Annotated in this window: 21 protein-coding genes; 17 read left to right on the top strand and 4 right to left on the bottom strand. The window is 66.0% G+C overall.

Annotation, left to right across the window (positions count from 1 at the left end):
* Nucleotides 1-154 precede the first annotated feature (154 nt).
* The gene (locus tag RHOSA_RS0104720; protein WP_027287772.1) at nucleotides 155-820 is read right to left on the bottom strand and encodes a hypothetical protein; all 666 of its coding nucleotides are present in this window, start codon (nucleotides 818-820) and stop codon (nucleotides 155-157) included.
* Nucleotides 821-1,213: 393 nt separating this feature from the next.
* Here RHOSA_RS0104720 and RHOSA_RS0104715 point away from each other — a divergent pair, with 393 nt between their 5' ends.
* The 17 genes from RHOSA_RS0104715 (at nucleotide 1,214) to RHOSA_RS0104630 (ending at nucleotide 20,881) form a co-directional block, all read left to right on the top strand.
* Nucleotides 1,214-2,968 (top strand): ABC transporter permease, encoded by a 1,755-nt coding sequence (locus RHOSA_RS0104715; protein WP_081728471.1) that lies wholly within the window; start codon nucleotides 1,214-1,216, stop codon nucleotides 2,966-2,968.
* 2 nt (nucleotides 2,969-2,970) lie between these two features.
* Nucleotides 2,971-3,696, top strand: a complete 726-nt coding sequence (locus tag RHOSA_RS20495) for an ATP-binding cassette domain-containing protein (protein WP_244880607.1) — start codon at nucleotides 2,971-2,973, stop codon at nucleotides 3,694-3,696.
* A 229-nt stretch (nucleotides 3,697-3,925) separates the two neighbouring features.
* Nucleotides 3,926-4,318, top strand: a complete 393-nt coding sequence (apaG, locus tag RHOSA_RS0104705) for a Co2+/Mg2+ efflux facilitator ApaG/CorD (protein WP_027287770.1) — start codon at nucleotides 3,926-3,928, stop codon at nucleotides 4,316-4,318.
* A gap of 195 nt (nucleotides 4,319-4,513) precedes the next feature.
* Nucleotides 4,514-5,119, top strand: coding sequence for a GTP cyclohydrolase I FolE (folE, locus tag RHOSA_RS20490; RefSeq protein ID WP_037257296.1), 606 nt, complete (start codon nucleotides 4,514-4,516; stop codon nucleotides 5,117-5,119).
* A 181-nt stretch (nucleotides 5,120-5,300) separates the two neighbouring features.
* A complete protein-coding gene (locus RHOSA_RS0104695) occupies nucleotides 5,301-6,746 on the top strand; it encodes a TrkH family potassium uptake protein (RefSeq protein ID WP_027287769.1) in 1,446 nt (481 codons plus the stop codon).
* A 61-nt stretch (nucleotides 6,747-6,807) separates the two neighbouring features.
* On the top strand, nucleotides 6,808-8,007 hold the full coding sequence (gene argE / locus RHOSA_RS0104690) for an acetylornithine deacetylase (protein WP_037255720.1): 1,200 nt from the start codon (nucleotides 6,808-6,810) through the stop codon (nucleotides 8,005-8,007).
* A 218-nt stretch (nucleotides 8,008-8,225) separates the two neighbouring features.
* Nucleotides 8,226-9,140 (top strand): NifU family protein, encoded by a 915-nt coding sequence (locus RHOSA_RS24005; RefSeq protein ID WP_051431802.1) that lies wholly within the window; start codon nucleotides 8,226-8,228, stop codon nucleotides 9,138-9,140.
* Nucleotides 9,141-9,339: 199 nt separating this feature from the next.
* On the top strand, nucleotides 9,340-10,425 hold the full coding sequence (locus RHOSA_RS20475; RefSeq protein ID WP_051431801.1) for an EAL domain-containing protein: 1,086 nt from the start codon (nucleotides 9,340-9,342) through the stop codon (nucleotides 10,423-10,425).
* Nucleotides 10,406-12,022, top strand: coding sequence for a sensor histidine kinase (locus RHOSA_RS24000; RefSeq protein ID WP_081728469.1), 1,617 nt, complete (start codon nucleotides 10,406-10,408; stop codon nucleotides 12,020-12,022). Before RHOSA_RS20475 ends, RHOSA_RS24000 begins: the two co-directional genes overlap by 20 nt.
* Nucleotides 12,023-12,293: 271 nt before the next feature.
* Nucleotides 12,294-12,521 (top strand): periplasmic nitrate reductase, NapE protein, encoded by a 228-nt coding sequence (gene napE / locus RHOSA_RS0104670; protein WP_081728468.1) that lies wholly within the window; start codon nucleotides 12,294-12,296, stop codon nucleotides 12,519-12,521.
* 21 nt (nucleotides 12,522-12,542) lie between these two features.
* Complete coding sequence (gene napF / locus RHOSA_RS20465; protein ID WP_081728467.1) at nucleotides 12,543-13,109, top strand: ferredoxin-type protein NapF; 567 nt, start codon at nucleotides 12,543-12,545, stop codon at nucleotides 13,107-13,109.
* A 9-nt stretch (nucleotides 13,110-13,118) separates the two neighbouring features.
* The gene (locus RHOSA_RS20460) at nucleotides 13,119-13,457 is read left to right on the top strand and encodes a chaperone NapD (RefSeq protein ID WP_051431799.1); all 339 of its coding nucleotides are present in this window, start codon (nucleotides 13,119-13,121) and stop codon (nucleotides 13,455-13,457) included.
* 97 nt (nucleotides 13,458-13,554) lie between these two features.
* The gene (gene napA, locus RHOSA_RS0104655) at nucleotides 13,555-16,065 is read left to right on the top strand and encodes a periplasmic nitrate reductase subunit alpha (protein WP_027287766.1); all 2,511 of its coding nucleotides are present in this window, start codon (nucleotides 13,555-13,557) and stop codon (nucleotides 16,063-16,065) included.
* Nucleotides 16,066-16,076: 11 nt separating this feature from the next.
* Complete coding sequence (locus RHOSA_RS20455) at nucleotides 16,077-16,559, top strand: nitrate reductase cytochrome c-type subunit (RefSeq protein WP_081728466.1); 483 nt, start codon at nucleotides 16,077-16,079, stop codon at nucleotides 16,557-16,559.
* A 3-nt stretch (nucleotides 16,560-16,562) separates the two neighbouring features.
* Nucleotides 16,563-17,201 (top strand): NapC/NirT family cytochrome c, encoded by a 639-nt coding sequence (locus RHOSA_RS20450; RefSeq protein WP_051431797.1) that lies wholly within the window; start codon nucleotides 16,563-16,565, stop codon nucleotides 17,199-17,201.
* 379 nt (nucleotides 17,202-17,580) lie between these two features.
* Entirely contained in the window at nucleotides 17,581-18,732 is a 1,152-nt protein-coding gene (locus tag RHOSA_RS0104635) for an ATP-grasp domain-containing protein (RefSeq protein WP_200372083.1), read from the top strand.
* A 106-nt stretch (nucleotides 18,733-18,838) separates the two neighbouring features.
* The gene (locus RHOSA_RS0104630) at nucleotides 18,839-20,881 is read left to right on the top strand and encodes a CocE/NonD family hydrolase (RefSeq protein WP_027287763.1); all 2,043 of its coding nucleotides are present in this window, start codon (nucleotides 18,839-18,841) and stop codon (nucleotides 20,879-20,881) included.
* Nucleotides 20,882-20,978: 97 nt separating this feature from the next.
* Here the strand turns inward: RHOSA_RS0104630 and RHOSA_RS0104625 are convergent, their stop codons facing one another.
* The 3 genes from RHOSA_RS0104625 to scpA form a co-directional block, all read right to left on the bottom strand.
* Complete coding sequence (locus RHOSA_RS0104625; protein ID WP_156092547.1) at nucleotides 20,979-21,383, bottom strand: hypothetical protein; 405 nt, start codon at nucleotides 21,381-21,383, stop codon at nucleotides 20,979-20,981.
* A gap of 143 nt (nucleotides 21,384-21,526) precedes the next feature.
* Entirely contained in the window at nucleotides 21,527-22,372 is an 846-nt protein-coding gene (locus tag RHOSA_RS0104620; protein ID WP_027287761.1) for a branched-chain amino acid aminotransferase, read from the bottom strand.
* Between the two features lie 156 nt (nucleotides 22,373-22,528).
* Nucleotides 22,529-24,679 carry a methylmalonyl-CoA mutase gene (gene scpA / locus RHOSA_RS0104615; protein WP_027287760.1) on the bottom strand — a complete coding sequence of 717 codons (2,151 nt, stop codon included), beginning with the start codon at nucleotides 24,677-24,679 and terminating at the stop codon, nucleotides 22,529-22,531.
* Between the last annotated feature and the right edge of the window lie 56 nt (nucleotides 24,680-24,735).

Genomic DNA, 24,735 nt, shown 5'->3' with positions numbered 1-24,735 from the left:
AACACGCCGGCTGACACAGACCGATCGGAGAACGCTACGCAATAAAGCGGCGGAAGGTGTCGTCTCCTTCCGCCGCTAAGTAAGGTATTTTCAACTCGCGTCTTTTCGGTTTCAATGGGCGCATACACGGATCGACGGCGCTACCCAGTCTCTATTATGCTCTGCTAAACCGCCGGCTGGCTAAGCCAAGGCCGAACAGGCCTAGACCGAAGATCGCCACAGTCGCGGGAACCGGCACCAGCATAACCGTACCCGAGTAGCTGAAGCTACCACCTGAGTTGAACAGATCATCCAACTCCACGCCCGTGCCCACCTGGAAGGAAATGCTGAGCGGGCTATCGATCCGGCTCGCGATATCGAGCAAGTCGGCGTTGCTGCCGGCGTAGGTCGTGCTCGTGAACAGGATTTCGCCGAGAACCCCACCGAAGGGACCACCCAACTCTTCCAGGGTGAAGATCACCATGTCCGCGGTCAGGACATCAGTGCCGTCGTTCACGGTAAATTCACCCCCCGAAGTCGCAACGGCGACAGACGACGCACCAGCGGGATCAGCGAAAGTGAAGGTGCCGTCCAAATCACCAAAGAGGCCTAGCAATCCACCCGTACCACCGGTCTGCCCAGTGATCTGGAAGTCGTCGTTCCCGCCCGTCTCATCCTCGAACCTGAAAGAACCGCCGGGGCTAAAGACCACTTCCTGATCGACAGCGTTCGACAGGTTGAAGCTCATAACGGGGCCAGCTTTTGCCTCCCCGTGAACTGACATGACAGCCCCGATCGCGAGTGCCGCGAACACGCCCGTCAACGTCTTCCGCTTAAACATTGTGTGTTCTCCATCGTTGCATGGCGCTAGCCCTTGATACCAACTTGCACGCAAGCTTCGTGCCAACTATTCAAGCCATTGAAACAACACGAATGCGCAAACGCCTTCGGCAGCGATGTAAAGCGGGCCGACAGCGTATGGACGGCTGGCCGGAGATTCTGTCAAATCCTGCGACGGTGGATGCTCGGAAAAGCGCCGTGAGCGCAGCAACGATCTCCGTCAGCCATCTGCTACCGGGACGATCCTGATCAAAGGGCCAGTTAGGTCTCCCAGATCGCCATCCATTGGGAACCCAGAGCCTGCGTGTCTGAAGAACCAAGCGGCGTGCCCTTGTGAGCGCTATGGCGTCATCTTGCGCTTCACTACTTCAGACGCGTGCCATGTGGAGAGACGATGACCACTGCCCCACGCCAGTTGACCGGCTTAACGCCGCCCGCGGCGGCTGCGGCGGTACGCCGACCGGAGGACGCCTGGCTGCGGGTTTTCCCGGTAACGGCCCTGGCGTTGTTCCTGGCGCCGATCGGTGCCGGACTGGTCTACACTTGGTTACCGGCGTTCGGGTGGTTCCCGGCGTTGGGCGGCGACAGCCTGACGCTGCAGCATTGGCGGACGCTGCTGGCGACGCCGGGGTTGGGGGCAAGTGTGCGGCTCACACTCACCAGCGGTGTGCTGGCAACCGCGCTATCGCTGACCATTACTATCGGCTTCGTCGCCGCCGCGCAGGGCACGCGCACGATGGCGCGGGTGCGCCGTTTTCTGGCGCCGCTGCTGGCGGTTCCCCACGTCGCGGTCGCAATCGGGCTCGCATTCCTGATCGCCCCCAGCGGCTGGGCGGCGCGGTTGGTCTCGCCCTGGCTTACCGGCTGGAGCGTGCCCCCCGCACTTGCGAGCGTGCAGGACCCCTACGGCCTCGCGCTGGCGGCTGCGCTGGTGGTGAAGGAAGTGCCCTACCTGTTGCTGATGACGCTGGCCGCGCTTGACCAGACGCGCGCGGACAAGCGTCTCGCGGTGGCGCGTTCGCTCGGCTACGGGCCGGTGGTGGCGTGGCTCAAGACGGTGCTGCCGGCAGTTTACGGCCAGATCCGGCTGCCAATCTACGCGGTGCTTGCCTTCTCGCTGTCGGTGGTCGACGTGGCGCTGGTGCTGGGTCCCGGCACACCGCCCCCCTTGGCCGTCCAGGTCTTCCGCTGGTTCAACGATCCCGACCTGATGCTGCGCTTCGTCGGCGCGGCCGGCGCGGCACTGCAATTGCTGCTGGTCGCCGGCGCGATCCTGGCCTGGAATCTCTTGGAGCGGGGGATCATGCGCCTGGGCCGGCGCTGGATCGCCGCCGGGACCCGCGGCGGACCGGCGATGGTCGCGCGCGCCTCGGCAAAGGTCGCCATGGTGAGCGTCCAGCTGCTGTCGCTGGCCGGGCTGGTCGTGCTCGCGGTCTGGTCGCTGACTGGGCGCTGGCGCTATCCCGACGCGCTGCCCACAAGCTGGCGCCTGGACAACTGGACCCGACAGCTCGACACCATCTGGCTGACCGGCAGCACGACGCTGATCTGCGGCTTGGCGGCAACCGGGATTGCGCTGCTGCTCACCCTCGGCTGTCTAGAGAATGAGCAACGCAACCAGACCCACCCGACCGGCCGGGCGCTTTGGTTGCTCTACCTGCCGCTGCTGGTGCCGCAGGTATCCTTTCTGTTCGGCGCGCAGGTGCTGGCCGTGCGCGCCGGGCTGGATGGAACATGGCCCGCATTGGTGTGGAGCCACCTCCTGTTCGTGTTGCCCTATCTGTTTCTGTCGCTGGCCGATGCCTACCGCGCGCTCGACCCGCGGTATCCGCGCGCCGCACTATGCCTGGGCGCCCGGCCGGGCCGGGTGTTCTGGCGGGTCAAGCTGCCGATGCTGGCACGGCCGATCCTGTTCGCCTTTGCGGTCGGCTTCGCCGTCTCGGTGACGCAGTACCTGCCGACCGTGTTCGCCGGTGCCGGGCGGTTCGCGACCTTCACCACCGAAGCCGTCGCCCAGGCCGGCGGCGGCGACCGGCGGATCGCGGGGGTCTTCGCCCTTTTGCAGGCGCTCTTGCCGCTGGCGCTGTTCGCTGCGGCGATCGCCCTGCCCGCCTGGCTATTCCGCAACCGCCGCGCCTTGGAGGGATAAGCGTGCGCGACGAGCCCCAAAACGCTTTCGAGCACACGGCCGGTCGCCGGCATTTGGCGGTCGACTCGGCCGCGATCGACCTGGCCGGCCGCCGGCTGCTCGGCCCGATCAGCCTGTCGGTTCCAGGCGGCACGGTGGTCACGGTGATGGGCCCGTCCGGCTCCGGCAAGTCGAGCCTGCTGGCCTTCCTGACCGGTACGCTGCCCCACGGCTTCACCGCATACGGCCGTGTGCGGATCGACGGCGTGGACGTCACGGCGGACCCGCCGGAAACGCGGCGGATCGGCATCCTGTTCCAGGACGACCTGCTGTTTCCGCATTTGTCGGTGGCCGAGAACCTGGCCTTCGGGCTGTCGCCGGGCCGTAGCAAGCGCTGGCGCCGCCAGCGGGTTGAGGCCGCGCTGAACGAGGCGGAACTCGCAGGTTTCGGCGACCGCGACCCAGCCACCCTGTCCGGCGGCCAGCGCGCCCGGGTGGCGCTGATGCGCACTCTGCTGGCGGAGCCGCGCGCGCTTCTGCTGGACGAGCCGTTCTCCAAGCTGGACACGGCGTTGCGCGGACGTCTACGGCGCTTCGTATTCGAACATGCGCACGCCCGTGGGCTGCCGATCCTGCTGGTCACGCACGACCCGGACGATGCCCGGGCGGCTGGCGGAAAGATCCTGGAATTGGGCCACACGCCGGAAAATGGTCCTCGATTGGTCGGTGGCGCGCACCACAGCGACTAATCGTCTCTTGGGCTCCAACACTGATAGGACGATGGCGCATTGCACCCACGCCGCTTGTCTCACCACACTCTGGCGATCCTTGGACAAGTGGGCTTTGGGCGCTTATACAGGCGCGGTCGACGCGACACGGACAGCGCGCCCCCGGGCAACTTACTTTCGTCGGGACGCGCACGTGCAGCTCGCGCGCCCGACGAAGGCCGCCCGGACCACCGACACGCCGATGGATAAGATGTATAGCCACACCTCGCAGGACATCCGCATCACCGTGGAGCCCTACTATCTGGACGATCAGTCGTCACCGTCCGACGACCATTACGTCTGGGCCTACCACGTGAAGATCGAGAACGTCGGCGAGGTCGCTGTCCAGCTGATCAACCGCTATTGGCGGATCACCGATGCCAACGGGCAGATTCAGGAAGTCCGTGGCTCCGGCGTGGTCGGCAAACAGCCGGTACTCGATCCCGGCGAGTCGTTTGAATACACCAGCGGCACCCCGCTCGGCACGCCATCGGGCATCATGGTTGGCAGCTACGAGATGGAGACGCGCAGCGGCGAGCGTTTCGACGTCGAAATTCCGGCCTTTTCCCTGGACAGCCCGCACCAGCCCGTGCAACTCAACTAACGCCCGCGCTGGCCGCGCGCCGTTGATGCGCCCGGGCCGGCGCGCCGCCGCCATGCGAGGTGGCTCACGACAGGCTCATCGACGGATTGCGCAGGCGAAGCCGTGACCGATCAGACATCCGAAACTTCCCGGACCCCTTCGGCGTCCGATGACACCCCCCAAAACTCTGGCGGCGACAGCCACGCAGGCGGCGCGCTGAACGCCTGCGGCGTGCCCTTGCCCACCCGCGCGGAGGCGGAAGCGGCGGTCGACACGCTGCTGCGTTGGGCCGGCGACGACCCCGCCCGCGAGGGGCTGGTCGATACGCCCGCCCGCGTCGCCCGCGCCTACGAAGACTTCTTCGTCGGCTACGGCCAGGACCCGCTGGAAATCCTCCAGCGAACCTTCGAGGAGGTCGAGGGCTACGACGAGATGGTCGTGCTGCGCGATGTGCGGGTCACCAGCCATTGCGAACACCACATGACGCCGATCCTGGGCAAGGCGCACGTTGCCTACATGCCCGACCGGCGCGTGGTCGGCATCTCCAAGCTGGCGCGGGTCGTCGATGCCTATGCCAAGCGTCTGCAGATCCAGGAAAAGATGACGGCTCAGGTGGCCAACGCCATCCAGGATGTCCTCGAGCCCAAGGGCGTCGCCGTGGTGATCGAGGCGGAGCACCAGTGCATGACCACCCGGGGCGTGCAGAAGCCGGGCACAAGCATGGTGACCAGCCGGATGTTGGGGATGTTCCGCTCCTCCGATGCTACCCGGCGCGAGTTCCTGGCCCTGATCGGGCATGGCGGCGGACTACACCACGGGTGAGCGCGGTGCCCGCCGGTTCGCAGATCGTCGCGGCGGCTCCCTCCGCTTCCACGTGGGCTCAGAGGATCAGGGGGAGACACCGCCCAAGCGCCATGCCGGCAGCCCCCTTATTCTCTCATCCTTGCGCCTGTTTGGGGCCAAGAACGCGCGTAAGTTCCCAAACTGACCTGGACCGCCCACGATGATCGACCTGCGGCCGGTAACCTTCGTGATCGGCGTACTGCTGTCGATCCTGGCAGCGGCGATGCTGGTACCGGCAGCGGTCGACCTGATTCTGGGCCACCGGGACTGGGAAGTCTTCATCGCCTCGTCAGCGGTGACGGTGTTCGCCGGCGTGTCGATGATCCTGACCACGCGCACCGGCTGGGCTAGCTTCAACATCCGCCAGGCGTTCGTGATGACCACCGGGGCGTGGGCGACGATCGCCCTGTTCGGCGCGCTGCCGCTGTCCTTCTCCGAACTCGGCCTGTCGTTCACCGACGCGGTGTTCGAATCGATGTCCGGGATCACCACGACCGGCTCCACCGTGATCGTCGGACTGGACACCGCGCCGCCGGGCATCCTGATCTGGCGGGCGATGCTGCAGTGGCTGGGCGGCATCGGGATCGTCGTGATGGCGATCGCCATCCTGCCGATCCTGCGCGTGGGCGGCATGCAGCTGTTCCGGGTCGAGGCGTTCGACGCCGACAAGGTGCTGCCGCGCGCCGCTCAAGTCGCCGCCGCGATCGCCGGCATCTACATCCTGCTGACCGTGTTCGCGGCGGTGCTGTACTACCTGCTGGGCATGAGCGGCTTCGACGCGATCGCGCATTCCATGACCTCGATCGCCACCGGCGGCTTCTCCACCCACGACGCCAGCTTCGGCCATTGGGACAGCCACGGCATTTTGTGGGCGACCAGCCTGATCATGATCCTGGGTTCGGTGCCCTTCGTGCTGTACCTGCGCACGATACGCGGCAACCCGTTCGCGATGCTGATGGACGGACAGGTGCGCTGGATGCTGGCGATCCTCGCCTTCGCGGCGGCGATCACCACGGCCTTCCTGGTCGGCAACGACTTCTACACCAGCGCGGACGCCGCCCGGCACGGCACCTTCAACGTGATCTCGGTGATGACCGGCACCGGCTACGCCAGTGCGGACTTCGGCCAGTGGGGCGGGTTCGTGGTGGTGTTGATGTTCATCCTGATGTTCATCGGCGGCTGCGCCGGCTCGACCACCTGCGGTATCAAGATCTTTCGTTTCCAGGTCGTCTACGCTGAGGCGCGGGTGCAGATCCGCCGGCTGATGCAGCCGCACGGGGTGTTCATCCCGTACTACAACAACCGCCCGATCCCCGATCAGGTGGCGCAGTCGGTGATGGGCTTCTTCTTCGTCTACACCCTGAGTTTCGCCGTGCTGGCCCTGGCGCTCGGCTTGATGGGGCTGGACTTCGTCACCGCCGTCTCGGGCGCCGCCACCGCGATCTCCAACGTCGGCCCTGGCCTGGGACCGATCATCGGCCCGTCCGGCACCTTCACCAGCCTCCCCGATGAAGCGAAGTGGCTGCTCTCCTTCGGCATGCTGCTGGGCCGGCTGGAGCTGTTCACGGTCCTGATCATGTTCGCCCCCAGCTTCTGGAAGGGGTGAGCGGCGGCACCGCCCCCTTAATCCCTCGACAGCGGCCGCGAACCATCGTACCCCGGAGGGTATGAGCACCCAAGGTCCACGCTACACGCCGACGGAGATGCTGGCGAAGCTGGTCGGCTTCGACACCGTCTCGCACCAGTCCAACCTCGCGCTGATCGCGTTCGTCGAGGACTACCTCGCCGCCCACGGCATCGCCGCGACGCGGGTACCGAACGCGCAGGGCGACAAAGCCAGCCTGTACGCCACGATCGGTCCGAACGTCGACGGCGGCGTGGTGCTCTCCGCGCACTCCGACGTCGTGCCGACCGCGCACCAGAGCTGGTCGAGCGACCCGTTCACCCTGACCCAGCGCGGCAGCCGCCTTTACGGACGCGGCAGCACGGACATGAAGGGCTTCCTCGCCTGCGCGCTGGCGCTGGTGCCGGAGTTCGCGGCGGCCGGGCTGACGCGTCCCATTCACCTCGCGATCTCGTACGACGAGGAGGTCGGCTGCGTGGGCTGCCAGGACATGATCAAGCAGATGGCCGACGGTGCGATCGCCCCGCCGCGCGGCGTCATCGTCGGCGAGCCGACGGAGATGCAGCTCGTGATCGCACACAAGGGCATCAACGGCTACGACACCACCGTCACCGGCAAGGAAGCGCATTCCAGCCAGACCCAGCTGGGCGCCAACGCGATCATGGCGGCGGGCGCGCTGATCGGAGAGCTGCAGCGCTTGGCCGACCGGGCGCGCGAGACCGCGCCGGCGGACTGTCCCTTCACCCCGCCCTACACCAGCTTCTCGGTCGGCACGATCGAGGGCGGCCATGCGCTCAACATCATCCCCGGCAGCTGCCACTTCGCCTGGGAATGCCGGACCCTGCCAGGCGAAGACCCGGCCCAGTACGTCCAGGCGCTCGACCGCTTCGCGCGCGAAACCGTGCTGCCGCGCCTGCAGGCGACCGCGCCGGACGCAACGATCGAGACGGTGCCGCGCGCCGGCGCGGTCGCCCTCGCCCCGGAAACCGGCCCCAACGCGGCCGCCGACGGCGTCCCGCCCGACCGTCGCGGCGCCGCCGAAGCCCTCGCCCGCGACCTCACCGGCAGCAACCACACGGAAGTCGTCTCCTACGCCACCGAAGGCGGCGTCTTCCAGACCCACGGGTTCTCCACGGTCGTGATGGGCCCCGGCAACATCCGCGAGGCGCATCAGCCGGACGAGTTCATCGAGGCGGATGAGCTGGAGCGGTGTGTGAGGGTGTTGCGGGGTTTGATCGCTTGATCAGCGGCGCACGAGCTGCACGGCACGGTGCCGCCTCCAGGGATGCAGTCGAGACGGATCGGTAAACCAGCTCCCCCTTCCCTATCCGCCAGCGGCCACCTACCTTCCCACTCGGGTATTTATCACCCGCGCGCCCGGCTGGCTGACGGCCGGCATCCAGGGCGCGCGGCGGCAGGCAGAGAAGAGCGCCGGCACACACATTCGGCGCGGAGGGTGAGATGTTCATTCAGACGCAGGCGACCAACGATCCCGACACCATCGAGTTCGTGCCCGGCCGGGAGGTCTATCCCGAGGGCCCGATCGCGTTCGACAGCCCGGAGACCGCGCGCCGGTCGCCGCTCGCCGCCCGACTGTTCGAGCAGGAGCAGGTGCGCGGCGTGCAGCTGAACGGCGAAAGCGTCGCCGTCACCAAGGCGCCGAACGCCGACTGGCTGACCCTGAAGCCGCACGTGCTGGCCGGGATCATGCAGCACTTCACCTCCGGCCAGCCGGTGATCGAGGAGCCTGCGGGCGCCGAGGGCGCGGGCAACGGCGCCGAGGGCGCGGCCGGCGATCCCGGCCACGCGGTTCAGGAGGGCACGGAACCCGTCTCCGACGCCGACGACGAACTGATCGAGCAGGTCACCGAGCTGATCGAGACGCGCATCCAGCCGGCGATCGAGCAGACCGGCGGCGAGGTCGCCTTCCACTCCATGGTCGGCGGCACGCTGAACCTCAAGCTGCAGGGCAGCGCCTACGCCATGCTCTCGCAGATCGAGAACATGCTGCGCCACTACGTGCCCGAGGTGGAGAAGGTCCAGGACTACCAGGACGCGATCGTGCGCCCCGGCCTGCGCACCGAAGCTGGCCAGGCGGTCAAGCAGGTGCTGGACGAGCGGGTCAACCCGGCGGTCGCCGGGCACGGCGGGCACATCACCCTGATCGACGTGCAGGGCAGCCGCGTCTACGTCCGTCTGGAAGGCGGCTGCCAGGGCTGCGGCATGGCGAGCGTGACCCTGAAGCAGGGGATCGAGAACGAGATCAAGCGCCACGTGCCGCAAGTCGAGGAAATCCTCGACGTCACCGACCACGCCAACGGCACCAACCCCTACTTCCAGCCGGGCATGGGCGGGGGCGACTCGCCGGTGGCGTGACGGCGCGCGCCAAAGTTGTCGCGCGGCCTCCACACGCAAACGCTGTTGACAGGCCGCGCGTGTAAGACTTCACAATTTCTTAGCCGAAAGACGCGTAGTGTCGCGGTGCCTCTTCAGGGATGCGCCGCGCGCACACGCGCCAAAATTCAGGAGAGGGTCAGACGGGCCAACGCAAACAGGCTTTTGGGAGAGACGACGCATGGCCTGCAGTTCCACCGGGTGCGCACGCTGTGAGCGACTGCCGGCGCGTCCCGATGCCCCGTCAACCCTGTACCTCTGGCCGCCACTCGGCCACAGCGCCGGCAAAATCCGCAAGCGCCTGGACTCCGAAGGCATCCCGTTCGAGACGGCGGGCGACGACGATGGCCTGATCCTGCAGGTCGAAACGGACGCTGTGCGGCAGGCCCTGATCGGGCTGGAGGAGGTGCTGTCGGCGGAGGAGTGCCGCGCAGCCCGAACGCTCGCGCTCACGCCCGGCGCCACACCGACGCTTGCCGACTATCCCCGGGTCACCACGCTCGAGACGCTGCTGAACTATCTGCGCGCCGGACCGCTGATCGACACGCTGGCGCACGACGCCTTCGAGATCGGCTTCGCCCCGATCGTGTTCGCCGACGATCATAGCGACGTCATGGCGCACGGCGCCCAGGTCGGCTTTCCACGACTGAGCGGGGAGTCGGACGCGGTGTTCGAGCTGGCCCGCCGGGCCGACCTGCTGCACCAGTTGGACCGGAGCGCGCGGATCGCCTGTATCAAGGCGGCGCCAGCGCAGAACATCAACACCCCGGTATTCGTCGAGTTCCAACCGGCGGCGATCTACGACCCGGTGTACTGCCTGCGCACGACCGTGGAGGCCGCCAAGCGGGTCGACCTGCCGCCGGAGAACATCGTCTTCACCCTGAACCATCCCCAGGGCGGTTACGACGTCGCGCATTTGAAGAACATCCTCAGCTATTACCGCGACCAGGGCTACGAAGTCGCGCTGGGCCGGCTGGGCAGTGGTGTCGGTGCGCTGGAACTGCTGCAGCACCTGCGCCCCGGATACGCCTGGCTCGCCCCGCAGCTGATCGACGGCATCGCCGACGACCCCTATCGCGGCGTGATCGCGCGCAAGCTCCTGGAGATGGCGCACCGTCTGCGCATCGAAACAATCGCCAGCACGGCTCCGGACAGCCCGGAGGCCAGCTGGCTCTACGAACACGGCGTCAACTACCTCGCCATCTCCCCCCACCCAAGCGCCCGCACGGCCCCGATCGCCGAGAGACATGAGCAAGCTGTCCAATAGCCATCCAGCCAGCCGGCACCCCGTTATGGCACCAGATGGACAGCACGGCGGTACGCCGACCAGCGATGCGGAGGCCCTCGAAGCCGCCTGGCCGCTGCTGCTGGAGATGGCCGCCCCGCTCTATATCGCCGCCCCCGATGGCCGGATCATCTACGCCAACGCGGCGTTCAAGGCGCAGCTAGCCGCCACGCTGCTGGATGACGGCGACCGGCTGCCGCGCGCGTTGGTTCGCCGGATTGTCCGGTCGGACACCACCGTGCGCCAGACAGAGCGGCTATCCGGCAATACGCCCGAGCAGACACGCACCTTCGAAGGCCTGCACCGCACCGTCCCCGATCCGGACGGCGGCGTGCGCGCCTTGATCGGCACCTTCACGGAGGTCACCCGCACCCGCGAGGCGATCGCCGAGGTACGCGCCCTGCGCAGCCGATTCGAGGAAATCCTTTCGACCGTCTCCGACTGGGTCTGGGAGGTCGATGGCAACTGGACCTTCACCGCCTCCAGCACTCGCGACCAGGGGGTGCTCGGGTTCGATCCAGGCAAGGTGATCGGCTGGAAGTTCTTCGATCTGGGCCGGGTGACGGCCAACCCGAAGGTGCCCAAGCAGCGCCCGCTGACAGCGCACCGACGGGCGCCGTTCGAAAACGTCCTCTACGTGATCGCTCCGGATAGCGACGACGAGCGGCTGTTCGAGATCTCCGGGATCCCGAAGTTCGACGAGGAGAACGGAAGGTTCGCGGGCTTCCGCGGGTCGGCGCGCGACGTCACACAGGAAGTCGCAGCCGACCGGCGGGCACGCAACTACCGCGGCGAACTGGAAAGTGCCCTGAGCAAACTGCGCGACAAGAACAGCGAGCTGAACGAAGCGTTGGAACGCGTCCAAGCCGCGGACAAGGCGAAGAACCAGTTCCTCGCCATGGTCGGACACGAGCTGCGCACGCCGCTCAACGCCGTGATCGGCTTTTCCGAGATGATGGACCAGGAGTTGTTCGGCCCGCTGGGGGACGAGCGCTACGACGCCTACGTCGACGACGTGCTCACCTCCTCAAAGCATCTGCTGGGCGTGATCAACGACATCATCGACGTGGTGAAGCTGGAACTCGACGAGCTGCGGCTAAACCCGGACGGGATCGACGTGCCGCGGCTGCTCGACACCTGCGCGGCGTTTGTCCGCGAGAAGGCCGCCCGCGAAGGCATCGACCTCGAGGTGACGACACCGGACGATCTGCCCGAACTGGTCGCCGACCCGCAAAAAGTCCGGCAGATGCTGGTCAACCTGCTGACCAACGCGGTGAAGTTCACCGAATCCGGTGGCCGCATCACGCTCGGCGCCCAGCAGGACGGTGGGGAGATCGCGATCTGGGTCGCCGACACCGGGGTGGGCATCGCCCAAGACCAGCAACAAGAGGTGCTGAAGCCCTTCAAGCAGGTTGACGGATCCCTTGCCCGCAGTGCCGAAGGGCTGGGCATCGGCCTGCCCCTGACCGCGCAGTTGGCGCAGGCCCACGGCGGCCGTCTGGTACTGGACAGCACACCCAACGAGGGCACGACGGTGACCATCCACCTGCCGCTGGTCCCGCCTGAGTCCGATACCTGAGATTGACCAGCATGTCGCAGCGCAAAAAGCACCGACGATACATAAACATTTAAACCTAAAAATCTATACATCTCGGTTGATTGAAAGAGAAACGCTCCGACTAACAGTTAACGTCCGCAAATGAAGTGACACCAATTTTTCTTCGATTATCCCTTTTATGATCCACATCGATCGGGCAGGCTTTCTTTAAGAAACAAGCTGTCGAAAACGCAACGACACATGCGTAAGGGTCCAGCCCAGACACACCCCCGATCGGACTGGGAGGCACGCCATGGCCGCGCGCGACAACCGAACAGCCGCTGCTGCCAGCTATGAGGCCGCCGGGACCACCCCGATCCGAACTCGTTTCCTGCAGGGTAAGCGGGGGGAGCAGTTCGTGTTCGCGCTGCTCGCCGTTTTGATCTGGCCGTTCGTCGCCGTCGGCGTCGTGGGCGGCTATGGTTTCCTAGTCTGGATGTATCAGCTTCTAACCGGCCCACCGGGGCCGCCAGGCGTCTAGGGCCCGGGAGGGACCACCCACATGCCTGGGGACAACCGGATCGACCGCAGCCGGCGTGCCTTTCTACGCCGCCCGCTGGCCGGGCTCGTGGAAGCCCGTGATCAGAGCGACATCAAGCGCACCCGCGATACGGCCGCCGACCCCTGGCGACCACCGTGGGCAAGCGCAACGTTCGAAGATGCCTGCACACGTTGCGGCGCCTGCCTCGAGGCCTGTCCCGAGGGGATCCTGGTCAAGGGCGACGGCGGCTTTCCAGAGGTCGACGTCACCCAGGGCAGCGGGGAATGCACCTTCTGTCAGGCGTGCGTCGACGCTTGCCCGGAGCCCGCGTTCGAGGCCCCCGACACCCACAGCCCGTGGGACTGGGTCGCCCGCATTGGATCGGGTTGCCTGGCAACCAACGGGATCGTCTGCCAAACCTGCGGCGACGTCTGCGACTACGATGCCATCCCTTTCGCGCCCGAAGAGAGCGGTCCGCCGGTCCCCTGGCTCAACCCCGACAGTTGCACCGGCTGCGGCGCCTGTGTCGCCGCCTGCCCGGCCCAGGTCATCAAGATCGTCCACCATTCAAGACACCAGGCGAACTGAGGTTCCGAGATGCCACGCACCGTCCAGACCCCACACGATCCGCCGACCGTCGGTAAGGGCGCGGCCGATGACGCGCAGGCACACGTTTCCGGCATCGTCGTGAACGCCGTCGAGGAGCGCGCCGAAGCTGTTGCCGGCTGGATCGACACCCTGGCCGGTGCCGAGGTCGCGGCGCGTGAGGGCGGCCGCCTGGTGGTCGTCCTGGAAGCCGCGGACGAGCACGCGCTCGCCGATATGGTGAACCGCATCTCGCTCTACGACCATGTCTACTCCGCCGCGATCGTCTCCCATTTCCGCGACGACGCGGCGCTCGCCGAAGCAAATCCGCAAGACCAAAAAACCGGCTGAACCACAGCCCAACAACGACAACAAGAAACGCCATCCAGCCGATCGGGTCAGCCCTCGGGCGGCTGGATGCCGGATACTCTGTGCACGGAGGGAGCCCATGACCGTCACCCGACGCGAAGCCTTGAAGGCCAAGGCCGCTGCCGGCGCCGCCGCGGTGGCCGGCATCAGCCTGCCCGCCCACGCCCAGCCGATCCCCGGCGGCAAAGAAGCCGTCAATATCAAGTGGTCGAAGGCCGCGTGCCGCTTCTGCGGCACTGGCTGCTCGGTCATGGTTGGCACCAAGCAGGGCAAGGTCGTGGCCACCCACGGCGACCATGAATCGCCGGTCAACCGCGGCCTGAACTGCGTGAAGGGCTACTTTCTGTCCAAGATCATGTACGGCCAGGACCGCCTGACCAAACCGCTGATGCGCATGCGCGGCGACGCGTTCGCCAAGGATGGCGAGTTCCAGGAGGTGTCCTGGGAGCGTGCGTTCGACGAGATGGCCAAGCAGTGGAAGAAGACGCTGCAGGCCAAGGGGCCCGAGGGCCTGGGCATGTTCGGCTCTGGGCAGTGGACCGTCTGGGAGGGTTACGCCGCCTCCAAGTTGATGAAGGCCGGCTTCCGCTCCAACAACATCGATCCCAACGCCCGGCACTGCATGGCTTCCGCCGTGGCGGCCTTCATTCGCACCTTCGGCATCGACGAGCCGATGGGCTGCTACGACGACTTCGAGCACGCCGACGCCTTCGTGCTCTGGGGCTCCAACATGGCGGAGATGCACCCGGTACTGTGGACCCGCCTGTCGGACCGGCGGCTGTCCTACCCCCACGTGCGGGTGGCGGTGCTCACCACCTTCACCCACCGCAGCTCCGATCTGGCGGACATCCCGATCACCTTCGAGCCGCAGACGGATCTCGCGATCGCGAACTTCATCGCGAACTACCTGATCCAGAACGACGCGGTGGATCACGACTTCGTTCAGAAGCACGGTGGCTTCTATGTCGGCAACACCGACATCGGCTACGGCCTGCGTCCGGAACACCCGCTGCAGCAGCAAGCCCAGAACGCCGACGATCCAGGGGGCATGCGCACGGCGAGCTTCGAGGAATTCAAGGAGTTCGTCGCCGACTACACGGTCGAGCGGGCGAGCGAACTGTCCGGCGTCAGCCAGGACCAGTTGATCAGCCTGGCCAAGCTGTACGCCGACCCGGATACCAAGGTGATGAGCCTGTGGACGATGGGCTTCAACCAGCACACCCGCGGGGTCTGGGTGAACCATCTCGTCTATAATCTGCACCTGCTCACCGGCAAGATCGCCACGCCGGGCAACAGCCCCTTCTCGCTCACCGGTCAGCCGTCGGCCTGCGGCACCGCGCGCGAAGTCGGCACCTTCGCCCACCGCCTGCCGGCCGACATGGTTGTCAAAAACCCCGAGCACCGGAAAACGGCGGAAAAGATCTGGAAACTGCCCGAAGGCACGGTGCCTGGCTGGGTCGGCGCGCACGCGGTCAAGCAGGACCGGATGCTCCACGACGGAGAGATCAACGCCTATTGGATTCAGGTGAACAACAACCTGCAGGCTGCTCCGAACACGACCAACGAGACCTACCCGGGCTACCGCAACCCGGACAACTTCATCGTCGTCTCGGATGCCTATCCCACTGTCACGGCGAAGGCGGCCGACCTGATCCTGCCCACGGCCATGTGGGTGGAGAAAGAGGGCGCCTACGGCAACGCCGAGCGGCGTACTCAGTTCTGGCACCAGCTGGTCGACGCGCCGGGCGAGGCGCGCTCGGACGTCTGGCAGCTGATGGAGTTCGCCAAGCGTTTCACGACCGACGAAGTCTGGCCCAAGGAAATTCTGGACGCCAACCCCGACTACAAAGGCAAGACGCTGTTCGACGTGCTCTATCGCAACGGCAACGTCGACGCCTATCCGCTGTCAGAGACGGCGGACGACTACGCCAACCACGAATCCGAACACTTCGGCTTCTACGTCCAGAAAGGCCTGTTCGAGGAATACCGCCAGTTCGGCCTGGGCAAGGCGCACGACCTGGCGCCGTTCGAGCGCTACCACGAGGAACGCGGGCTGCGCTGGCCGGTGGTGAATGGCGAGGAGACGCGCTGGCGCTATAACGCCGACTACGACCCCTATGCGGCAAAAGCTCAGTCGGAAGGCGAGAGCAAGATCCAGTTCTATGGCCATTCCGACGGCAAGGCGCGGATCATGGCCCTGCCCTACGAGCAGCCGGCCGAAAGCCCGGACGCGCAGTACGATCTCTGGCTGGTCACCGGGCGCGTGCTGGAGCACTGGCACTCCGGCTCGATGACCATGCGGGTGCCGGAACTCTACAAGGCGTTCCCGGGGGCGCGCGTCTACATGCACCCGCAGGATGCCATCCAGCGCAACCTGCGCCGCGGCTCGGAGGTGGAGATTGCCTCGCGCCGCGGGGCGATCCGGACCCGCGTTGAAACCAAGGGACGTAACCGTCCGCCGCGCGGCGTGGTGTTCGTGCCTTGGTTTGACGCCAGCATGCTGATCAACCAGTGCACGCTGGACGCCACCGACCCGATCTCCAAGCAGACCGATTTCAAGAAGTGCGCCGTCAAGATCACCCAGGCCTGAGGAGAGCTGCTATGCGCCGGATTCGCCTCGCGCTCGCGCTGCCGCTCCTGATCGTGGGCGGCGCCGCAGGCGCCCAAACCCTGACCGACCAGCCGCGCCTGACCGGACCGGACGACTTCACAGCGAGCGTGCCAGCCCCGCAACTGGCCCGCCCGGAGACCGACCAGCCGCGGCGGATGCGCGCCTATCCTGAACAACCCCCGACCATCCCGCACGACATCGACGGCTACGAGCTGTCGGTCAACTTCAATAAGTGCCTGACCTGCCACAAGCGCACCTACACCGCGCAGTCCGGCGCGCCGATGATTTCGGTCACGCACTACCAGGACCGCAACGGCCAGATGCTGGCCGATGTCTCGCGCCAGCGGTACTTTTGCACTCAGTGCCACGTGCCCCAGACCGACGCGCGACCGCTGGTGCCCAGCATGTTCACCGACATGAGCCAACTGACCGGCACAAACGCGAACGAAAACGGCGGTCAGGAGGCCGACTAGGCCATGGTGCGGCGGCTCAAACTGCTGCTGGGCGACGTCTGGCGAATCGCCAGCCGGCCGTCCGGCTATCTGCCGCTGGGTGCGCTGGTGCTGGGCGGCTTCATCTTCGGCGTGGTCTTCTGGGGCGGCTTCAACACCGCCCTGGAAGCGACCAATACCGAGAAATTCTGCATCTCCTGCCATGAAATGCAGGACAACGTGTACCAGGAACTGCAGCAGACGGTGCACTTCTCCAACCGCACCGGCGTGCGCGCAACCTGTCCGGATTGCCACGTGCCCCATGACTGGACCGACAAGATCGCCCGCAAAATGCAGGCCTCGAAAGAGGTCTGGGGCCACATCTTTGGCACGCTGGAGACCAAGCAGGACTTCCAGGAGCACCGGCTGGAGATGGCCAAGCACGAGTGGTCACGGCTGAAGGCCAACAACAGCCAGGAATGCAAGAACTGCCACAAGCCCAAGAACATGGACCTAGTGGCGCAGAACGCCCGGGCTCAACGCATCCACCAGGATTACCTGTTCAACGGCGACAAGACCTGCATCGACTGCCACAAGGGCATCGCCCACCAACTGCCCGACATGTCTGACGTCGAGCCGGGTTGGAAGGTCGCTCCGGAGTTGCGCGGGTCGAGCGGCCTGTAACCGATCCCCACATGCGGACGCCAACCTGTGCCGGCGCCCGCATGTGGGTTCTCTCACGAAAAAATCGCAGCTCAGCCCTGCAGCATTTACCCTCTAAGACGGTGAAAATACCGACAGATCGCCAGGAATGCGATATAGTGTCGCTGGTGTCCGCCAGGCGACCCGCTGTCGGACCCCTGCAAACTGTTCCACGATGCTAAGGAGGCGGGGCCGATAATCCGCCCCGACAGAACCCCTGACGAAGAACGTTTTCATCATCGGTCTGAACGATTTTCACCATCAGAGGCTGAAGCGGCTGCGCGGCGCGGAAGACATCACGTTCCACGGCCTGATCGACCCCGCCAAGGTCTACGAGACCGAAGAGTTCGACATCCCCGCCATGCTGCAGGAGGCGGAGGCGCAACTGAACGCCTTCGACGGCACGATCGACGCGATCGCCGGCTACATGGACTTTCCTGTTTCCACCATGCTGCCGATCCTGTGCAACAAGTTCGGCACCCGGACGACCTCGCTGGAAAGCCTGCTGAAGTGCGAGCACAAGTTCTGGAGCCGCTCGGTCCAGAACGAGGTGATCCCGGACCACATCCCGAACTTCACCGCCTTCGATCCGTTCGACGATGGCGCGCTGTCGAAGATCGGCGAGGCCGGGCTGGCGTTCCCGTTCTTCGTCAAGCCGATCAAGTCCTCGGGCTCGCGACTCGGCTTCCGGATCGACAACCCGGAGGACTTCGATCACGCCGTCCAGAAGCTGCGCGCGGACATTGGCACGATCTCCACGCCGTTCAACTACGTCCTGGAACAGGCCGACCTGCCCGACGAAATCCGCGAGGTCGACGGGCGCTACTGCATGGCCGAGCAGATCATCGGCGGCCGGCAGTGCACCGTGGAAGGCTACGTCTACGAGGGCGAAGTGGTGCCCTACGGCGTGGTGGACTCGATCCGCTACCCGCAGGTGCTGAGCTTCTTCTATTACCTCTATCCCTCCAACCTGCCCGCGCGCGTGCAGGACAAGATGGCCGAGCTGACGCGCACGATCATGAGCCACGTCGGCTTCAACAACAGCGCGTTCAACATCGAGTATTTCTGGGACGAGGTGTCGGATCAGGTCTGGCTGCTCGAGATCAACACCCGGATCTCGCAATCGCACTGCGACCTGTTCGAGAAGGTCGACGGCATCAGTCACCAGCAGGTGACGGTCGACCTGGCGCTCGGCCGCCGGCCGGATATGCCGCACCGTCAGGGCGAGCATAAAGTGGCGGGCAAGTTCTTCTATCGCGTATTCTTCACCGACGCGACCGTGACGGGCGTGCCGGACAAGCAGCAGCTCGAGGCCGCGCAGGCGAAAGTGCCTGGCACCTATATCGCGCCACAGGTCAAGGTGGGCACCCGCCTATCCGACCTGCCGGAGCAGGATGCCTACTCCTTCGCCGTCGCCTATATCTGGATGGGTGCGAAGAGTCAGGGCAAGCTGCTGTGGAACTACGAACAGGTGATCAAGAGCCTGAACTTCCAGTTCGACATCGAAGAGTAGACGGCTTTTTAGCCTTTGCACCCCATACTGATCCTCCTTGCCTCTCCCCCCGGCCGGAACGCCGGGCGGGAGAGACGGACGTATTTTCCCGGCACGTGAGTCAGACATGCGAATCGTGAACGAATTCCCCCGCGAGGTGATCGAGGAGGAAACCTGGATCCCTCTCAAGGACGGGACCCGGCTGGCTGCCCGGATCTGGCGGCCAAAGGACGCCGAGCAGACTCCGGTGCCAGCGATCCTGGAGTACCTGCCCTACCGCAAGCGCGACTTGACGCACGCCCGCGATGCCCAGATGCACCCCTACTGGGCCGGCCACGGGTACGCAGGCGTGCGCGTCGACATCCGCGGCAGCGGCGAGAGCGACGGCGTGCTGGAAGACGAGTACCTGCAACAGGAGCTGGACGACGGCGTCGAGATCCTGCAGTGGCTGGAGGACCAGCCCTGGTGCGACGGCCAAGCCGCGATGATCGGCATCTCCTGGGGCGGCTTCAACGGCCTGCAGGTCGCCGCCCTGCGCCCAAAGCAGCTGAAGTGCATCATCACCATCTGCTCGACCGACGACCGGTACGCCGACGACGTCCACCACATGGGCGGCTGTCTGTTGGGCGATAACCTGTCCTGGGCGTCGACCATGTTCGACCACAACGCCTGTCCGCCCGACCCCGAGCTGGTCGGCGAGCGCTGGAAGGAGATGTGGTTGCAACGCCTGGACGGCAGCGGGCTGTGGCTGAAGAAGTGGCTGGAACACCAGCGGCGCGACGCCTACTGGAAGCACGGCAGCGTCTGCGAGGATTTCACCGACATCCAGATCCCCGTCTACGCCGTGTCCGGCTGGGCCGACGGCTACTGCAACGCCGTGTTCCGCCTGCTGGACGGGCTGAAGCACGTACCGGCCAAGGGGCTGGTCGGCCCCTGGGCGCACAAGTATCCGCACCTGGGCGTGCCCGGGCCGGCGATCGGCTTCCTGCAGGAAACGCTGCGCTGGTTCGATCACTGGATGAAGGGGGCCGACACCGGGATCATGGACGAGCCGCGCCTGCGCGTGTGGATGCAGGACAGCGTCCCGCCCAGCGCCCGCTACGACATCCGCCCGGGCCGCTGGGTGGGCGAGCCGTCCTGGCCGTCCGACAACATCCAGCCGACGGCCTACAAACTGACCTACGGCCACGACCTGGTCCCCGAGGAGACGGAGGTCGAGCGTGGGGCGCTCGACATTCAGTCGCCCCTGTTCGTCGGGCTCTATGCCGGCAAGTGGTGCTCCTACAACGCTCCGCCCGACCTGCCGCACGACCAACGCGACGAGGACGGCGGTGCCCTGGTGTTCGAGACACCGCGGCTGGACGCGCCCCTGGAGATCTGCGGCCAGCCCTATGTCGAACTGGACCTCGAAAGCGATAAGCCGGTCGCCATGGTGGCCGTACGCCTGATCGACGTACAGCCGGACGACAAGGCGACGCGTGTGTCCTACGGCGTGCTCAACCTGACCCACCGCGACAGCGACGAGTTCCCGGAACCGCTGGAACCGGGCAAGCGCTACCGCGTGCGCGTCAACCTGAAGCATATCGCCCAGAAGTTCCCGGCAGGCCACTCGATCCGCGTGTCGGTCTCGACCGTCTACTGGCCACTCGCCTGGCCCGCACCGGAACCGGTCAAACTGACGGTCCACCTGGGCAACAGCAAGGCGGTGCTGCCGGTACGCCCGCGCCGCGACGCCGACGATGACGCCCTGCCCGCGTTCGGCGAACCGGAAGGCGCGCCGGCCATGGAGAAGACGCCGATTCAGCCGACCCACGAGGAGTGGACGGTGATCCGCGACCTCGCCAACGACAAGAACACCCTGCAGGTGATCAACGACGAGGGGCTGTACCGGATCGAGCGGCACAACCTGGAGATCGGCTCGCGCACCACAGAGCGCTACAGCTATTCCGACGAGGACTACCAGTCGCTGTCCGGCTGGACCGAGTGGCGCCGCACCTTCCGCCGCCGCAACCCCGACGGCGCCGATTGGGAAGTGCACACGGTCACTCGAACCCTGATGACAAGCGATGCGGAAACCTTCCGCATCCGCGCCACCCTGGATGCTTACGAGGGTGACAGCCGCGTGTTCGCCAAGACCTGGGACGAAGCGATCCCGCGCGATCTGGTGTAGGGCAGCCCCGGCCGGTCCAACCCGGCCTCGAACGCGATAAGGCCCGGAAGCGGAAGCTTCCGGGCCTTATTTTTGCGCGGGTCATCGAAGCGGCGTGCTATTGCGTCTCGCCGCAGACGGGGCATTTGCCGGGGGCGCCGTTCGGTGGCTTGGGATGGCTTTTGTTCTCCAACTGCCCCTTGGAGTTGAATTGATGGTAGGTGCGGCACTGTTTGCCGTAAGCCGCCTGGGCGTCCTGGGCGTAGGAGAACTTGAAGGCATCCGCGCCCTCGTCCTTACCCAATATCCGACCGATCAAACCCGGCGTCGGATCGGCCTTCTTCGCGGCTGACAGCAAAGCATCGCGGACATTCTTGTCATCCCGCCCGACAAAGCGCACGACGAAGCGCTTCTGCTTGTCCATCTTGCCCAGCGCGAAGTTGCCCGGGCCGGACCCAGAAACGATACGCGTGACTTCATCGACTTCGAGGGGAAACGGCCCGTCCATATCCAACGACGCCATCAGCCGGCCCTACCTTTCATCTACTCAAAACGGATGCGTCTGCACGTGCGTGATAGAAGATTGCTAGCCGCTGCCGGTGAAAGGACGGTTAACTTTGGCCGGACCAAGCTCATCGAACGCCCCCTTCAGCGCCAACAGGCCCGTTACAGCAACGGGTACGCGTGCGCCCAGTCCCAATACGCCTGTCGCGCGGTACGGTACACCGGACCGGGCTGCAAATGGCTGTCGTCCACCCGCACGATCGGCATCACCTTACCGTAATTGCCGGTGGAGAAGACCTCGTCGGCGTGACGCAACTCATCGAAAGTCACGCGCCGCTCAACCACCTTGTATCCGGCGTCCTGCAGCAACGCCTTCACCCGCTGCTTGGTGATCCCGTTTAGGAAAGTGCCGTTGGGCGCCGGCGTGGCAACCTCCTCGCCCAGCACGAGCCAGATGTTGGCGGTGGCGAGTTCGGCGACGTTGCCCAGGCCGTCCAGCATCACCGCGTTGTCGAACCCCTTGGTGCGCGCCTCGCGCAACGCGCGGCCGCTGGTGGGATACAGGCAGGCGGCCTTGGCATCGGTCGGCATCGTCTCCGGCAGCGGCCGGCGATACTTGGACAGCGTCACCGCCGTACCCTTGGGCTCGGGCATCGGCGCCTCATGCAGGGTCAGGCAGAAGCGCGTGCTTTCTGGATCGGGCGCGACAAAGCCGGTCTCCGCCCAGAACATCGGCCGGACGTAGAGGGCGGTATCGCGCGGAAACTTGCCGATCCCTTCCAGCGCCAGGTCCAGGATTTCCCGTGCGGTCACCACCGGCTGCAGCTCCATGGCATGCGCGCTGTGGATCAACCGCTCGCAGTGGCGGTCCAGGTCGGGGGCGCAGTTCTCGAACACCCGCGCGCCGTCGAACACGGTCGAGGCCATCCAGGAGCCGTGCGACATCGGCCCCATGATCCCGGGGTTACCTTCCAGCCATTCGCCGTCGACGAACGTCAGCGCCGTCATCCTTCGCTCTCCCGCACTTGAACCCGCACGGGCCGGCCGCCGCATGCGCGTGCTTGGCCAGCCCGAACTTCCCTACAACTGAGGAAAGCTAGCACGCGCTTTTCAGGTTCGGCAAAGCACGCCAGTCCTGCGTCGCACACACGCCACGCCGGTCGCCTACGCCGCCTCCCGCTGCCGGCGGACGATGTCCATGATCTGCTGGGCGGCGGCGGGGATGTTGGTGCCGGGGCCGTAGATCGCGGAGACGCCGTGGGACAGCAGGAAGTCGTAGTCCTGCGGCGGAATCACCCCGCCGCAGACGACGGCGATGTCGTCCGCGCCCTGCGCCTTCAGTTCCTCCATCAGGCCCGGCACGAGGGTCTTGTGCCCGGCCGCCTGGGAGGAGATGCCGATCACGTGGACGTCGTTCTCGATCGCCTGCTGCGCCGCCTCCGCCGGGGTCTGGAACAGCGGGCCAACGTCGACGTCGAAGCCGATATCGGCGAACGCGGTGGCGATCACCTTGGCGCCGCGGTCGTGGCCATCCTGGCCCATCTTGACCACCAGCATACGCGGCCGGCGCCCCTCTTCCTCGGCGAAGCGGGCGACCTCCTGCTTGATCTTCTGGAACGCGTCGTCACCCTCGTAAGCCTGACCGTAGACACCGGAGATCGAGCGGGTAACCGCCCGGTGGCGGGTGAACACCGCTTCCAGCGCGTCCGACACCTCGCCCACGGTGGCGCGGGCGCGCATCGCCTCGATCGCGAGCGCGAGCAGGTTGGACGCGCCATCGCGCGCGCCCTCGGTAAGGGCGTCGAGCGCCTGCTTCACCTGGGTGTCGTCACGCTCGGCGCGCAGCCGCTCCAGCTTCTTCTTCTGGTCGTTCAGAACCTTGGTGTTGTCGATGTCGCGGACGTCGATCTGTTCCGGCTCTTCCGGCCGGTACTTGTTGACGCCGACGATCACGTCCTCGCCGCGATCGAGCCGGGCCTGCCGGCGGGCGGCGGATTCCTCGATCCGCATCTTGGGCATGCCGGCCTCCACGGCCTTGGTCATGCCGCCCTGCTGCTCGACCTCGTCGATCAGTGCCTGCGCCTTGTCGACCAGCTCCTGGGTCAGGCTTTCGACGTAGTAGCTGCCGGCCAGCGGGTCGACGGTGGCGCTCACGCCGGTCTCGTGCTGCAGGATCAGCTGGGTGTTGCGCGCGATCCGGGCGGAATGGTCGGTCGGCAGGCTGAGCGCCTCGTCGAGCGCGTTGGTGTGCAGCGACTGCGTGCCGCCAAGCACGGCCGCCAACGCCTCGAAGGACGTGCGGACGACGTTGTTGTAGGCATCCTGCTCCGCCAGCGAGACGCCGGAGGTCTGACAGTGGGTGCGCAGCGCCAGCGATTTCGGGTCCTTGGGCTCGAACTGACCCATCAGCCGCGCCCACAGGGTGCGCGCGGCGCGCAGCTTGGCGACCTCCATGAAGAAGTTCATGCCGATGGCGAAGAAGAACGATAAACGGGGCGCGAAGCCGTCGACGTCCAAGCCGCGCGCGCGGGCGGTGCGCACATACTCCAGCCCATCGGCCAGCGTGAAGGCCAGCTCCTGCACCGCCGTCGCTCCGGCCTCCTGCATGTGGTAGCCGGAGATCGAGATCGAGTTGTACCGCGGCATGTACTTAGAGGTGTACTCGATGATGTCGGCCACGATCCGCATTGAGGGCTCGGGCGGGTAGATGTAGGTGTTGCGGACCATGAACTCCTTGAGGATGTCGTTCTGGATGGTCCCGGACAGCTTGTCCTGCGACACCCCCTGCTCCTCGGCAGCCACGATGTAGCCGGCCAGCACCGGCAGGACGGCGCCGTTCATGGTCATCGACACGCTCATCTTGTCGAGCGGCACCTGGTCGAACAGGATCTTCATGTCCTCGACCGAGTCGATCGCCACGCCGGCCTTGCCGACATCGCCGGTCACGCGCGGATGATCGCTGTCGTAGCCGCGGTGGGTGGCGAGGTCGAAGGCAACCGACAGACCCATCTGCCCCTGCGCCAGCGCCTTGCGATAGAAGGCATTGGATTCCTCCGCCGTGGAAAAGCCGGCGTACTGGCGCAGCGTCCAAGGGCGGTTGGTGTACATCGTCGCCCGCGGGCCGCGGGTGAACGGTGCGTAGCCCGGCATCGCGCCCAGATGATCGACCCCGGTCAGATCGTCAGCCGTGTACAGCGGCTTGACGTCGATGCCCTCGGGCGTGCGCCAGGTCAGCTGGTCCGGATCGCCGCCCTTGAGCTCCTTGGACGCCAGTTGAGCCCAGTCGTCGCGCGTGCGTTTGGGGAAATCCGCCACGGGCCTCTCGCTCCTTGCCGCTTGATCTTCTGGGTTGTGCGCCGCGGCAGACTATA

The sequence above is a fragment of the Rhodovibrio salinarum DSM 9154 genome (genome assembly GCF_000515255.1).
Classification (GTDB): Bacteria; Pseudomonadota; Alphaproteobacteria; order Kiloniellales; family Rhodovibrionaceae; genus Rhodovibrio; species Rhodovibrio salinarum.
The sequence above is the reverse complement of the archived record's forward strand: the minus strand, read 5'-3'. Positions and strand labels throughout refer to the sequence as shown.